Annotated in this window: 12 protein-coding genes and 1 pseudogene; 3 read left to right on the top strand and 10 right to left on the bottom strand. The window is 61.3% G+C overall.

The window, feature by feature from the left end:
* Nucleotides 1–2: 2 nt before the first annotated feature.
* Nucleotides 3–944 (bottom strand): ubiquinol oxidase subunit II, encoded by a 942-nt coding sequence (gene cyoA / locus D109_RS0129300; RefSeq protein ID WP_008435619.1) that lies wholly within the window; start codon nucleotides 942–944, stop codon nucleotides 3–5.
* 27 nt (nucleotides 945–971) lie between these two features.
* Between cyoA and D109_RS1000000135395 the strand changes: the two are divergent.
* Nucleotides 972–1216: pseudogene (locus D109_RS1000000135395) on the top strand (hypothetical protein).
* Between the two features lie 528 nt (nucleotides 1217–1744).
* On the opposite strand, the gene D109_RS0129295 reads toward D109_RS1000000135395, so the two are convergent.
* Together D109_RS0129295 and hmpA are read right to left on the bottom strand one after the other, a co-directional pair.
* Complete coding sequence (locus D109_RS0129295) at nucleotides 1745–2251, bottom strand: disulfide bond formation protein B (protein WP_017480051.1); 507 nt, start codon at nucleotides 2249–2251, stop codon at nucleotides 1745–1747.
* A gap of 245 nt (nucleotides 2252–2496) precedes the next feature.
* Entirely contained in the window at nucleotides 2497–3678 is a 1182-nt protein-coding gene (hmpA, locus tag D109_RS0129290; RefSeq protein WP_017480050.1) for an NO-inducible flavohemoprotein, read from the bottom strand.
* 147 nt (nucleotides 3679–3825) lie between these two features.
* On the opposite strand from hmpA, the gene norR reads away from it, so the two are divergent.
* Complete coding sequence (norR, locus tag D109_RS0129285; RefSeq protein ID WP_017480049.1) at nucleotides 3826–5367, top strand: nitric oxide reductase transcriptional regulator NorR; 1542 nt, start codon at nucleotides 3826–3828, stop codon at nucleotides 5365–5367.
* Between the two features lie 139 nt (nucleotides 5368–5506).
* On the opposite strand, the gene D109_RS0129280 is transcribed toward norR, so the two are convergent.
* Nucleotides 5507–6418 carry a DMT family transporter gene (locus D109_RS0129280; protein ID WP_017480048.1) on the bottom strand — a complete coding sequence of 304 codons (912 nt, stop codon included), beginning with the start codon at nucleotides 6416–6418 and terminating at the stop codon, nucleotides 5507–5509.
* 137 nt (nucleotides 6419–6555) lie between these two features.
* On the opposite strand from D109_RS0129280, the gene D109_RS0129275 reads away from it, so the two are divergent.
* On the top strand, nucleotides 6556–7431 hold the full coding sequence (locus tag D109_RS0129275) for a helix-turn-helix domain-containing protein (RefSeq protein WP_017480047.1): 876 nt from the start codon (nucleotides 6556–6558) through the stop codon (nucleotides 7429–7431).
* 135 nt (nucleotides 7432–7566) lie between these two features.
* On the opposite strand, the gene dacB is transcribed toward D109_RS0129275, so the two are convergent.
* From dacB to D109_RS0129245, 6 genes are all read right to left on the bottom strand, one after another.
* Nucleotides 7567–9027, bottom strand: coding sequence for a D-alanyl-D-alanine carboxypeptidase/D-alanyl-D-alanine-endopeptidase (dacB, locus tag D109_RS0129270; protein ID WP_017480046.1), 1461 nt, complete (start codon nucleotides 9025–9027; stop codon nucleotides 7567–7569).
* Nucleotides 9028–9128: 101 nt separating this feature from the next.
* On the bottom strand, nucleotides 9129–11555 hold the full coding sequence (locus tag D109_RS0129265; RefSeq protein WP_050555090.1) for a TonB-dependent receptor: 2427 nt from the start codon (nucleotides 11553–11555) through the stop codon (nucleotides 9129–9131).
* Between the two features lie 109 nt (nucleotides 11556–11664).
* Nucleotides 11665–12600 (bottom strand): glutathione S-transferase family protein, encoded by a 936-nt coding sequence (locus D109_RS0129260; RefSeq protein ID WP_017480044.1) that lies wholly within the window; start codon nucleotides 12598–12600, stop codon nucleotides 11665–11667.
* A gap of 77 nt (nucleotides 12601–12677) precedes the next feature.
* Nucleotides 12678–12953 carry a GIY-YIG nuclease family protein gene (locus D109_RS0129255; protein WP_017480043.1) on the bottom strand — a complete coding sequence of 92 codons (276 nt, stop codon included), beginning with the start codon at nucleotides 12951–12953 and terminating at the stop codon, nucleotides 12678–12680.
* A 36-nt stretch (nucleotides 12954–12989) separates the two neighbouring features.
* Nucleotides 12990–13460 carry a nuclear transport factor 2 family protein gene (locus tag D109_RS0129250; protein ID WP_010170354.1) on the bottom strand — a complete coding sequence of 157 codons (471 nt, stop codon included), beginning with the start codon at nucleotides 13458–13460 and terminating at the stop codon, nucleotides 12990–12992.
* Between the two features lie 100 nt (nucleotides 13461–13560).
* Complete coding sequence (locus D109_RS0129245; RefSeq protein WP_017480042.1) at nucleotides 13561–14196, bottom strand: response regulator transcription factor; 636 nt, start codon at nucleotides 14194–14196, stop codon at nucleotides 13561–13563.
* Between the last annotated feature and the right edge of the window lie 11 nt (nucleotides 14197–14207).

Here is a 14207-nt window from a genome sequence, read left to right as displayed (position 1 = left end):
GTTTACTCCTCTGCCCCAGCAGTTGAATGCGAGCCCGTGTCAGAACCTTCAACCGCGGCCACTTCTTTCTTCTCGTGCTCGATCGGCTTGCCTGGCTTCATACCTTCGTACTTGTCGACGATTTTCTGAAACAGGTCCGGCTCGTACGTGGAGTACAGGGCGACTGGGTTGTTCTGGCTTGGTTTGGCAAGGGCGTCGTATTCAGCTTGATCAAGCTGTTTAGGTGCGGCCTTGACTTCGGCTACCCAGGCGTTGAAATCTTCCTGGCTCGTCGAGATCGCTTTGAATTTCATGCCGGTGAAGCCAGCGCCGCTGTAGTTAGCGGAAATGCCTTCCATTTCAGCTTTCTCGTTCGCGATCAGGTGCAGACGGGTCTGCATGCCTGCCATCGCGTAGATCTGGCCACCCAGTGCAGGGATGAAGAACGAGTTCATCACGGCGTCGGAGGTGATCCGGAAATTAAGCGGGGTGTTCTCCGGGAACCGGATCTGGTTCACCGTGGCGATACCCAGGTCCGGGTAGATGAACAGCCACTTCCAGTCCAGCGCGACCACTTCGATGTTGATCGGCTTGACGTCGGAGTCCAGCGGACGGTACGGGTCCAGCTCATGGGTCGACTTATAGGTGATGTAACCCAGGGCGATGATGATGAGGATCGGCACCAGCCACACCGCGATTTCAATCTTGGTGGAGTGCGACCACTTCGGCGCGTAGGTGGCGCTGGTGTTCGACGCGCGGTATTTCCAGGCGAACGCGAACGTCATGATGATCACGGGCACCACGACCAACAGCATCAGCAGGGTGGCGGTGATGATCAGGTTGCGTTGATCCAGACCGACCTGACCTTTAGGGTCGAGCAAGGTCCACTTGCAGCCTCCCAGCATTAACATCATGCCAAGCAGCGGCAAAAAGCCTAGTAATCGGGGGTACCTGTTTTTACTCATCTCACGACCTCTAAAGCAGCTTGCGCAATGCAGTTGGGTTTTGATCGCCAACACTTCACCCTGCCAAGGGTTGGCATTTCTCTTCGATTGAATAAGGGCCTGCCCGTCGCGCCTTGCGCGAATCGACACGTCCCGGGCTAGCGGTGAGTTCTTATTCGAATTCGTTGGTCAAAGGCCTTGTTACAGACCAATTCCATTTGGTGCGGATAGTTGAAAGGCTGCCGGCACCTGGGATCGCACGAAACGTTATATCCGCTTCTCGACCGCCCTAGTTTTGCTCAGGGGTGAGCAGCACCGGACATTCAATGCGGGCGATTGTAGTTAGCTAGCGATGTATAAACCATGTCTTATCCAGAAATAATTTTTATCGTTTCCAGCAATAATCCTTCACCATTATTGCAAAGGTCCGCGATCGTATCGCGTTTGATTCTCGACAAAAACCACAAAAAATGCCGTGTTATTGGGCATTTCGCCACTTCCCCCACAAGCTGTAGGGGCATCGAAAACGCATCCAAGTGCCCTAAAAACAAGGCATTCGGACATCAGGCAATGTCACGGAGCTCAAGCCGCTCGCGGCACTGGCCAGACGACGAACTGACAGCCACAAAACGCCGTTTCATGCAAATTTATGCCGCGTTTACGGGCGTGAGAAACGTCCTGCGACAGCTTCCGTGTGACAACATGTCGCATGCTGCGCGCACCCAAACTTGCCCCGCGTCACGGTCCCTTCACAAAATGCCTACAAACAAAAACGCCCCGGCCTTCTTATAGGAAGGCCGGGGCGTTTGATCGTCTACGGATCAGGCTTTGCTCTGGCGATTACGGTAAATGCCCAGTGGCACCAGGATCACCGTCAGCACAAAGGCCACCAGCGCCCATTGGGCCAGGGACAGGCCGAGAACGGGCGGGTAAGGCGTCTCGCAGAAACCGTCGACCTGGAAGCCGAGGGGAAACACCGATGCCAGCGGCAAGCCATCGACAATCGGTTGCAGCACATCGATGCCGCAGCTGACCTTCGGAAAGAACTGGATGTACACGTGATAGCCGGCGGCGGCGACACCCCCGAGGGCGCTGAGTGTCACCAATGCTTCAAACAGCGTGACGCTGCGGGTGGTGCGCATGGCGGCACCGATGAAGGCGAAGATCGCGATCAGCAGCAAGGCATAACGTTGCAGGATGCACAGCGGGCACGGCGCCTCGCCCAGCACCACCTGCATGTACAGCGCCCCGCCGATCAGCGCCAGGCAGATGATGCCCAGCAGTACCAGAAAGCGTCGCTCCCTGCCCAAACGCAATTCGTCGATCATCCCCGTTTCCCTTTAGCCAATGTTGGTTGTGCCAATGGCCGCAAGTTTACACGTGGACGGTGAAAGTTGAGCTGTTGGCGTGAGGAGGTTTAAACAGGAGGCATTAACAGGAGATTAATCAGGGAAAATGGAGATCAAAATGTGGGAGCGGGCTTGCTCGCGAAGGTGGAGTGTCAGTCACTGAATGTGCTTCTGATACATCGCCTTCGCGAGCAAGCCCGCTCCCACATTTTTGACCGAGTAAGTTATTCCAAGGCCGACGCCGGCCCAAAGAACTCATACCGGCTCTGCTTCTCCGGCACACCCAAGGCCTTCAAGTGACGCTTGATCGCCGCCATGAAGCCTTTAGGCCCCAGGAAGTACGCATCCACATCACGCTCTTGCGGCAACCACGCCGCCAGTTGCTCCTGGCTCAGCATGCCGACCTTGTCCGCCGCCGGGCTCACGCCATCATCTTCGGCGTAGCAATAAAAACGCTTGAGCTGCGGATGCTGCGCCGCCAGGCCATCCACCCACTCGCGGAACGCATGCACGCCGCCATTACGTGCGCAGTGGATAAAGTGGATCGGGCGCTCGGTGGCCAGGGCCGCTTCCAGCATCGGCAGGGTTGGCGTGATGCCCACACCGCCACTGATCAGTACCAAGGGCTTATCGCTGGCCGCCAACGTGAACTCCCCCGATGGCGGGAACAGATCGATGGTTGCGCCCACTTGGAACTGGTCATGCAGGTAGTTCGACACCCGGCCACCGGCTTCGCGCTTGACGCTGATGCGGTACTGGCCCAAGTCGCCACGCGCCGACAGGGAATAGTTGCGGCGCACCTCCTCGCCCTCCAGCACCAGCTTCATGCCAATGTATTGCCCAGGCTCGGCGGCCAGGATCGGGCCGTTATCCACAGGCGCGAAGTAGAACGAGATAATTTCCGCACTCTCTTCCACTCGCTTGACCAGCGTGAACGGCCGCGCGCCACGCCAGCCGCCCGGCGCTTCTTCCTTCTCTTTATAGATAGCCGCTTCGGCACCGATCAGGATGTCGGCCAGTTGGCCATAGGCAGCGCCCCAGGCGCTCATCACTTCAGGGGTGGCGATTTCACTGCCCAGCACTTCGGAAATCGCCCGCAGCAGGCAGGTCCCCACAATCGGGTAGTGCTCCGGCAGGATCTGCAAAGCAACGTGCTTGTTGATGATCTTTGCCACCAGGTCGCCCAACTGGTCCAGTTGGTCGATGTGGCGGGCGTACATCAGCACGCCGTTGGCCAGCGCCCGGGGCTGGTCGCCACTGGCCTGGTGGGCCTGGTTGAACAGCGGGCGCACTTGCGGGTACTCGGACAGCATCATGCGGTAGAAATGGGTGATCAGGGCTTCGCCGCCACTTTCAAGCAGGGGCACGGTGGATTTGACGATGGCACGGTCTTGGGCGCTAAGCATGGCAGACTCCTGAGTCTTCTTACTGATTACCCTTTGTTACTCAGTATTCATGCCAACTAATAAAACCCTATAAATCAGTAGCTTGAATTTAATGTAGTCAGTATGACTTCCTACACCTTATAGTCACTATGACTACAAGGAGTCATTATGACTGCGAAGCCGCTGCTCACCACCCTGCTGCCCCTGGTTGCCGACCTGTCCCGCGAGCTGCCCGAAGGCGAGCGCTATCGACGCCTGCTCCAGGCCATGCGCGCCCTGCTGCCCTGCGACGCCGCCGCCCTGCTGCGCCTCGACGGCGAATGGCTGGTACCGCTGGCGGTGGACGGCTTGAGCACTGACACCCTCGGCCGGCGCTTCAAGGTCAGCGAACACCCGCGCTTTGCCGTGCTGCTGAGCAGCCCCGGCCCTACCCGTTTTGACAGCGACAGCGAACTGCCCGACCCCTATGACGGTTTGGTAGACGGCCTGCACGGGCACCTGGAAGTCCATGACTGCATGGGCTGCCCGCTGTTTGTCGACGACCAGCCCTGGGGCCTGCTGACCCTCGACGCCCTGGACACCGAGCGTTTCGAACGGGTGGAACTGGATGCCTTGCAAGCCTTCGCCAGCCTCGCCGCCGCGACGGTGAATGTTGCCGAACGCATCGAACGCCTGGCCCTGCGGGCCGAAGACGAACACCAGCGCGCCGAAATCTACCGCCAGGCCAGCGGCCAGCAGCACAAGGAAATGATCGGCCAGAGCAAGACCCACAAACGCCTGGTGGAAGAAATCAACCTGGTGGGCGGCAGCGACCTGACGGTGTTGATCACCGGCGAGACCGGTGTCGGCAAGGAGCTGGTGGCCCAGGCGATCCACGCCGCCTCATCCCGCGCCGAAAAACCGCTAATCAGCCTCAACTGCGCCGCCCTGCCGGAAACCCTGGTGGAAAGCGAGCTGTTCGGCCATGTACGCGGGGCGTTTACCGGCGCGCTGAACGAACGCCGGGGCAAGTTCGAGTTGGCGAATGGCGGCACGCTGTTCCTGGATGAGGTGGGCGAGTTGTCCCTCACCGTGCAGGCCAAGCTGCTGCGGGTGTTGCAGAGCGGCCAGTTGCAGCGGCTGGGATCCGACAAGGAGCATCAGGTGGATGTGCGCCTGATCGCTGCCACTAACCGGGATCTGGCCGAAGAAGTGCGCAGCGGCCGCTATCGTGCCGACTTCTATCACCGTTTAAGCGTGTATCCCCTGCAAGTGCCGGCCTTGCGCGAGCGGGGTCGCGATGGGCTGTTGCTGGCGGGCTTTTTCCTTGAACAGAACCGCTCACGCATGGGCCTGGGCAGCCTGCGCCTGACCAGCGATGCCCAGGCGGCACTGCTGGCTTATACGTGGCCCGGCAATGTGCGCGAACTGGAACACCTGATCGGCCGCAGCGCCCTGAAAGCCCTGGGCAACTGCCGGGAACGGCCGAAGATTCTCAGCCTCAGTGCAGCGGACCTGGACTTGCCGAACGCCAGCGCGCCGCAGATCGAAGCGCCGCCCGAAGTGCCGAACGTCACCGGCGACCTGCGCCTGGCCACCGAGAACTACCAGCGCCAGGTCATCAGTGCCTGCCTGGAACGCCACCAGCACAACTGGGCCAGCGCCGCCCGCGAACTGGGCCTGGACCGGGCCAACCTGGGACGGATGGCCAAGCGCCTGGGCCTGAAGTAGCGAACGGTGATTCTCAGGTAAAGGAGATTAAATGTGGGAGCTGTCGAGCTTTAGCGAGGCTGCGATGGCATCACCGCGGTGTACCTGCAAGACCGCAGCGCCTGAATCGCCGCCTCGCTCGGTCTCGACAGCGCCCACACTAGACCTGCTTCGCCTTGTAGATTGGATTGATTGGCGCGCTGGCCTTGGGCTTACGAAACACCAACACATTACCTGCCATCACCAGCACCAGCCCCGCCAACGCCGGCGCGGTCCACTGATAGCCTTCGGCAAACGCCGAGACGTTCAACGCCACCACCGGGAACAGCACGGTGCAATACGCCGCCCGCTCCGGGCCCATGCGCCCGACCAGAGTCAGGTAGGCGGTAAACCCAATCACCGAACCCGGGATCACCAGGTACAACAACGAACCGATGTAGCGGCTGTTCCATTCCATGTCGAACGGAATGCCCTGCACCGCGCAGTACATCGCCAGCATCGACGCACCATAGGCCATGCCCCAGGCATTGGTGGTCAGCGGCTTGAGGCCGGCCTTCTGTTGCAGGCTCGACAGCATGTTGCCCGCCGAGAAACACATCGTGCCGAGCAGCGCCAAACCCAAGCCGAGCAAGGTTTGCGGGCTGGCGGTGTGCCCCACCAGTTCCGGCCAGAACAACAGCCCCAGGCCCAGCAACCCGAGGCCGCCGCCCATCAACACATTGCGTGCGACTTTCTGGCCAAAGAACACCCTAGCGTTCAGCGCGTTCCACAAGGTCGCGGTGGAGAACACCACCGCCACCAGCCCGCTGGGAATCCACTGGCTGGCCGTCAGGAAGCACATGAAGTTGACGCAAAACAGGCACAAGCCCTGGGCCAGGCAGATCAAGTGCCCGCGACGGTTCATCACCTGCAGCTTGCGGCTGAGCAGCAGCATCACGAACAGCACCAGCGCCGCCAAGCCAAAGCGATAAACGATGGACACCGGAATCGCGACCACGCCCAGTTGCCATTTGAGGGCAATCCAGGTGGTGCCCCAGATCAGTACGGTGAGTAAATACAGGAAAAGGTTCATGGCGGGCTCCGAGGGTTGAGCCACAGTTTCGCCCCGGGCGGCACCCAGCCTCTTGCACATTCTTGCGCTTTTGTCGGCTGCCGGGATCACAGGCATCGCCGCTGGGCGTAGGATGCAAGCTGTCAGAGAGTACGAATATGCCGCCACTGGAAACCCTGCAAGTCTTTCAATCCCTCAACCGCTCGCCCAACGCTCGCCTCGAGCTGTGCGCCGAGCTCGGTGACGGCTTGTCTGCAGCCTTGTGGAGCAACCATCACGACGCTCAGGATTACGAAGCCCCCGACCATCACACCTTGTCCTGCTACGTCGGCGGCGGCACCGGCACCTTTCGCCGCGACCAGCCCGGCACCAAGGGCGGCCCGGACAAGCTGTGCATCCTGCCGGCCGAGCATGAGTCGGCCTGGGTGATCAACGGCGAAATCCGCCTGGCCCACGTGTATTTCAGCCCCGAGCAATTCGCCTTGGGCTGCGTGACCTTGCTGGACCGTGAGCCCCGCGAGTTGCAGTTGCGTGAGAGCACCTTCCTCGACGACGCACAGCAGGCCCGGCGCTTTCACCAGTTGATCAGCCTGAACTGGAAAGAGCCCGGCGAGCGCCTGCTGACAACCAGCCTGGCCCATGAAATGCTCAGCCATACCTTGCTCAGCCAGGTGGGAATGCGTGAAGGTTTGCGCTTGAAAGGCGGGCTGGCCGCCCACCAGCGTCGGCAATTGGTGGAGTACATCGACCAGCAACTGGCCGAGCCCATCAGCCTGGGGCAACTGGCAGGGTTATGTGCGTTGTCGGAGTACCACTTCGCGCGGATGTTTCGCGAGAGCTTTGGCCTGCCGCCCCACCAGTACCTGCTGGCGCGGCGCCTGGCCCGCGCCCGGGAGTTGTTGCGTGGCGGGGCATTGCCCCTGGGCGAGATTGCGCTGGCGTGCGGGTTTTCCAGCGCCAGCCACTTTACCAACCGGTTCCGCCAGGCGATGGGGGCGACACCCGGGGAATACCGGCAAGCGTTCCTGCCTTGAAATGCGATCTGCCTACCTGCCCAGGTCCAATGTGGGAGCGGGCTTGCTCGCGAAAGCGGTGTGGCAGTCAGCACATGTACTGACTGATCCACCGCCTTCGCGAGCAAGCCCGCTCCCACATTTGCTTCTCGGTGCTCAATAGTCCGTGCTGTTGGCCAATGCCGTGGCCAGACGGTTTTCCAGCGCCTTGACCCGCGCGCCTGCGACCACGTAATTGTTGGTCACCATAGAAAACACCAACTTGCGCCCCTTGGCATCGGTGACATACCCGGTCAACGACGACACGCCGCTCATCGAGCCGGTCTTGCCGTGCAGGTTGTTTTCCGCCGCCGTGCCCCGCAGGCGATAGCGCAGGCTCCCACCTACCAGGCGTTCCGGGTTACCGGCAACCGGCAACGCGTTGTACCAGGCGTTGAACCAGGGCTGTTTGCTGGCGGCCAGCAGCACGTCCGTCAGGTTCTGCGACGACACCAGGTTACGTCGGGACAACCCCGAACCGTCCACCTGATTCAACGTCGCCGTATCAATCCCTTGACGCTTCAGGAACCCCGCCACCGCCGCCACACCGGCAGGCGCCGTACCGGCATTCACGGTCTTGCGCCCCATGCTCTTGAGCAATGCCTCGGACATGTTGTTGTTGGAAAGCTTGAGCAACGGCGTGATCAAGTCCTGCAGCGGCGCCGACTCATGCATCGCGAGCACTGTCGCCGTGGTCGGCGTCACACCCCCGATCATCCGACGCCCCTGTACGACAATCCCCTGTTGCGCCAACGCCTGCCCAAACAGATTGGCCACCAGTTGCGTCGGCTCCCAGACACTGATCAATTGTCGACTCTGCTTGCCCGGGGCCAACGCGCCACTGAGGCGCAACAGGTTGGTGCCGTGCTGGCGATTGATCCCATAGCTGTTGCCCGGGCCGCTGACGGCACGGTTGCCGATCTGCACGTAGTCGGTCGCCGGGCTGATATCCACCGTTACCGGGCGCCCTGCCGTAACCGGCGCCTTGGCCGTGACCAGCAGGGAACCTGCATCGAAGTCGTCATTGGGCGAGACCGTCAGCGCCGAAATCTGCGCGCCGTAGTAGGTGCTTTCATCGTCCTGTGACCAATCGGTGCCCAGGCGCTCGGCGTCGAAGAACGTGTCGTCGAACACCAGGTCGCCCTGCACTTGCTGGATGCCCTGCTGCGCCAGGCTGGCGGCCAGTGCCTGGTAATCCGCCCACTGGATCGTCGGGTCGCCCAGGCCGCGCAGGTAGAGATTGCCGTTAAGCACCGCGCCCTGGCGGGTGCCGTCGCTCAACAGTTGGGTGGAAAAACGGTATTGCGGCCCCAGCACATCCATCGCCGCCGCGGTGGTCAGCAACTTGAGGCTGGAAGCCGGCGTCAGCCGTGTGCGTGGGTTGTGTTGATAGAGGGTGTTGCCGCTGCGGGCGTCGCGCACCATCAGCGACACGCTGGCACCGTGCAGCGCCGGGTCGGCCAGCAACTGGTCGAGGGTGGCACTGGTGGAAGTTTTCGGCGCCGTGGCGCAACCGCCCAGCAACAAGCTCAAGCCCAGCAGCAGCCCGCCGGTGTGTATCCATCGTCCCAACTGCATCGGTATCGTGTTCCCGCAAAGTCATTAATGGCGGCCACGCTAGCAGCTCGACAACCGTATGGCGAGGCAGCCGGCTACCGCGCCATACGGTGCAGCCGAATTTAGAACGTCAGGGTGCTGGACACCGACACCTGCCGCGCATCGCCGATGGACACGAACTGGGTGTTCACGGCGGAGGTGTAATAGGTGCGGTCAAACAGGTTCTTCACGTTGAGCTGGAACTTGACCTTCTGCCCCTCGATTTTAGTGTCATAGGTGGCGAACGCATCGGCCACGGTGTAGCCCGGCAGTTCGAAGCTGTTGGCCGCGTCCCCTGCGCGCTCGCCGACATAACGTGCCCCGGCACCGACCCGCAGCTGGTCGCCACCGAGAATGCTGCCGAAGTCATACACCGCCGACAGCGAGCCGGTGTTCTTCGCCACGTTTTGCAGGCGATTACCTTTGTATTCCGGGTCTTCGGTAACCTCTGCATCGGTGTAGGCATAGCTGCCGATCACGCTCCACTTGTCCGTCAGTTGGCCGCTGGCATCCAGTTCCAGACCACGGGAGCGCACTTTGCCGGCGACGCTGTAGACCGAGGTCAGGCCATCGCCGACCTGCACCAGCACGTTGCGTTTTTCGATGTTGAACAGGGCGGCGCTGGCAGTGATGCGACCCGGAATGTCGAGTTTGGTCCCCAACTCCCAGGACTTCGACTGCTCCGGTTCAAGGCTGCCATCCAACACGCTTTTGTTAGCCAGCGGCGCGATGGTGGAGTTGGGCTTGAACGACTCGGTGTAGCTGCCATAGAACGACAGCTCGTCGGTATAGCGGTACACCAGGCCCGCGCGTGGCACCCACTTCTGGCCATTGCCGTCGGTGTTGGCGGTGAACGGGACACCCTTGCCGGCGTATTGGTCATACATCTGATAACGCGCGCCGCCCACCAGGATCCACTGGTCGGTGAGGTGGATCGCATCCTGCAGGAACAGCGAGTCGCTGCGCAGCAGGTCCATCTGGTTGCTGTCCGGCGCGCTGACGGTGGTGCCCGCCACTTCATTGCCATAGACCGGGTCGTTGTAGTTGAACGTGCCACGGGGCGCCTGGCGGATCAGGTCGGCCCGGTAGATCTTGCGGTACTCGTCATCCAGGCCGAAGGTCAGGTCGTGCTGCATGCCCGCGACGTTGACCTTGCCTTCAAGGCTGGCGGTGGCGAAGCGGTCAGTAGTCAATGCGCCTTGGGTGCCGTCCATGCTACGGGTCAGGGTGCCGTTGGTGTTGACCTTGACCACACGCACCTGGCTGGCGTCGTAGGTCTCGCGGTTCCAGCTGTAGCCGAAGTGGGCTTTCCAGTCGTCATTCAGGTCATGGTCGGCTTCGAAGCGGTACAGGTCCGAACGGCCTTCCATATTGTTGAACGGTTCGTCCAGCCGACGGGTAGCCGGAATATCCAGCGGATGGTTGGTCGTAGGGCTGATGGCAGTCCCTCGGTCAAACGGCGAGAGAAACTCCCGGTGCTCATAGGCAAACAACAGCTTGGTGTTGTCGCCGTACCAGGCCAGCGACGGTGCGATCAGACTCTCGCGGTGCGTGCCGTAGTTGCGCCAGTAATCCTCGTCTTCATGATCGACGATCAAGCGATACGCCAACCCGCTATCACCGATCGGCCCCGTGGTATCGAGGTTGCCGCCGCTGCCATTCTTGCCGTCACCAAAAGTCGAGCCACGCACCGTCAGCGACGTGGATTGAGTCAGCTCGGGTTTCTTGCTGACGATGTTGACCACGCCACCCGGATCCTGGATGCCATACAGCAACGACGACGGGCCCTTTAGCACTTCGACGCGCTCGGCGGTGGAGTTCATCGCGCGGCCCTGCACCAGCGGCATGCCGTCCTGCATGATCGAACCGTTTCGGTTGTCACCAAAACCACGCAACATCACCGCGTCCTGGGTGCTGCCCAAGGTGTTGGCCTGGGTAATGCCGCTGACGTTAGCCAGGGCATCGTCGAGGTTGCGCGGCTGTTGATCGCGAATCACCTGGGCCGGCACGACGTTGACGGTTTGTGGGGTTTCCAGCAGCAGGCCGTGGGAACGCATCACCGAACTGGTAGGCGGCGGTTGATAGCTGGTGGTATCCGAGGCCAGGGCGGCACCGCTGATGGTCGTGGCGCCGAGGTTCAGCGCGCCGTCGGTGGGCAGCGGTTCCAGGGCCAGGGTGCGGGCATCGATCTGGCGGAAAGTGAAGCCGGAGTTGCCCAGCAGGCGTTGCATGGCCTGGGCCGCGCTCATCTGCCCGGTGATGGCCGGGGCCTTGATGGCGTAAGGCGCTTCGTCGGTGTAGACCACGCTGATGCCGGTCACCCGGGTGAAGTCGCTCAACGCCTGGGGCAGCGGCTTGGCAGACAGGGCAAAGTTGAACACTGCGCTCTGTTGCTGCGCCTCTGCCGCCTGCGCCACGCCCAGGGGCAGCAGCGCCAGCCCCGACACTGCCAATACCGAGGCTCCCAGCCAATGTTTAACCGAACCCGCCGACGTTGCCCTGGACTTCATGCTTGAGAACCCGTGTGTAAAAACGCTGTTAATGCGAATTAATCGCAGTTTCAAGCACTACACGGATCGCCGACAGGTTTACCTCACACTGATTTGAAAATAATTTCAGTCACGCCGGTTGGATCCGAAATCCGAAGCGTGGAAAGTGCACGTGTACGGTGCCGCCGCGTTCATCGGTGCGCCGCAGAATCAGCTCTTCACTCCCGGTAAACAGCAGTTCCCCCGCCACCGGATCAACACCGTAATCGGTCGCAGAGATGGTCACCTGCTGGCCAGCCTTGAAGCCGTTCGGGTCGACGAACAATTCTTCAGGCAAGGCAGCCGGTGCAGCGTTGCGGGCCACCTCCAGCGCCTGTTCCGAACTCATTTCGCTGAAGGTGCCATGACCAAAACCAAACACCCGGCCCAGCCAGGCCGAAACGGCGGGATAAACATCCACCAACGGCGCCGTCACCGGCGTGGCCTTGAGGAACCAGAGCGGATGGGCCAGGGAGAAGTCGGCAATCGACGGCTCGCCAAACAGGAAATCTCCCGATTCGCGCTGCAACTGTTGCTCCAGCCGCGCCATGATCGCCGGCCATTGGTGGCGTGCGAGTTCCGCCGGGATGCGGGTCGCCGAACCACCACTGAACAGCGCGGTACGGTCGGCGATAAACGCCTTGATCGCTTCCGGCGGCAGCTTGGCAAAACGCACCGCCACCGACTCCGGCTGGAACACCAGGCTGACGGCATGGGCAAACACTACAGAATCGGCCCAGGCGGCGAAGGTGCGGGTGATCGCTTCCTGGCCCAGTGGGAACAGTGCCGGCGTTGATTTCTCCTGCTCAAGGCGCCGGGCAATCAACGCGGTGTCGCAATAGACGTCAGCGCCGACCTGCAGCACGGGTGTCTTGCGATAGCCGCCGGTGAGCGCGGTCAGGTCAGGCTTGGGCATCACCGGCGAGATGTGCACCGAGCGCCAGGACAAGCCTTTGAAGCCCAGCAGCAGGCGCGCTTTTTCCGCGAACGGGGATGTCGGGTAATGGTGAAGAATCAACTCGGACATGCTGGACTCCGCTAAAAACAAGTGGATGTTCAGCTTAGCGCGCCCAACCGCTGATTGGCGTGATGGGAACCCATCAGTCAGAGTGATGGGCCCGTGGCCGCCAGGCATTCCTTGGCGCTTTTCTTGAGTTTCTTGATCAGCCGTTCCTGGCGCAGCGCCTCGGCCTTGCTGGTGCACTCTTCGGTGTACACCAGCGCCACGGCGGGGCTTGAGAGAAAAAACCGCGCGCCTTTGCCGCTCTGGTGCATGGCAAAACGGCGCACCGGGTCATTGCTGATGCCGCAGTAGAGCGAGCCATTGGCGGCGCGCACCAGGTAGACAAACCACGGTTTGGCTTCAGAAGGAGTCGTCACGGATCAATTCGGCAAACCAAAGGAGCGCCAATCTTATCAACGACTGGCCTGGAACGCCTTCAACCCTTTCAGCGCCTGGGCCCGCACGGCGTTTTTCACCAGCGGTGTCCAGCCCAGCAACAGGCCCTTGGTGCCCAACGCCTGGCGCGACCAACGCCACAGGTCAAAGTGGTCGTGGTGCTCGCAGATCTTGCCGTCACGAAACACAAAACGCGCCCGGATATCGTTGACCACGGTGTTGCCGGTTGCGCTGAACAGGTAGGTCGCCACCCAATGGGCGCTGCCGGTGATTTCATCGCTGCGCACACTGTCGAAAGTCAGGGAAAAATCCTTGGCCCGAGTGGTCAGCATGCGCCACATGTCGCCAGCATCACGGCCACGCAGTTCACCGAACGCCGGGTCGCTGAACACCACGTCGTCGGTGTAGCAGGCGCTCATGGCCTCGGCATCCAGGCGCTGGAAGGCGCTGTAGAACTCGGTGATCAGGGCGTTATGGGCGTCGCTCATGGGCAGTTTCCGCAAAAGGGGTTTGGAGGGTCGGTACGATAATCCCCAAGGCCCGGGAACACTACTGGCATCAACGCCAGGAATACCTCATCCCAGCCCTTCAGGGCACCATTCCGCTGCTGCGAGCATAGGCGAACAAATCCACATCGGTGGAGATACACAGCCGGTTCATGGCGGTGCTTTTCTGTTTGCTGATGGTGGAGATGCTGCGATTGACCCGCGCGGCAATCTGGCTGACGGTCATGCCGCTGGCCAACATGCGCACCACTTCGCGCTCCTTGCCGGACAGCTGCGGGGGTTGTGATTGATCGCCCGTGCCCGCCTGCACCAACTGGGTCCGCAGGGACTCGCTGACGAAGGTCTTGCCCTCGCAGACCTCCTTGATCGCCGTGGGCAACTCCTTGGCCGATGCACTCTTGGCGACAATACCTCGGGCGCCCTCGGCGAACGAGGCACGCAAGGTGGCGATATTGGCGAACATCGTCACCAGGATCACCGGCACCCCGGGGTATTGCCGTTGCAACAAGCCCAACAACACATAGCCGTCAGCCTGCTGCCCGCCCGGCATGGCGAAGTCCGTCACCAGCACGTCGCAAGGGGTGGTACCCAGTACCCGCAGCAGCTCATCCGGGCCATTGGCCTCACCGACTACCTTGCACTTGCCGTTGGCCTCGATCACCACCTTCTGCCCGATCCGAACAATGGGATGATCATCAGCAATAATTACGCGAAGCATAGAAATCCATG

The organism is Pseudomonas sp. PAMC 26793 (assembly GCF_000313235.1).
GTDB classification, from domain to species: domain Bacteria; phylum Pseudomonadota; class Gammaproteobacteria; order Pseudomonadales; family Pseudomonadaceae; genus Aquipseudomonas; species Aquipseudomonas yamanorum.
The sequence above is the reverse complement of the archived record's forward strand: the minus strand, read 5'-3'. Positions and strand labels throughout refer to the sequence as shown.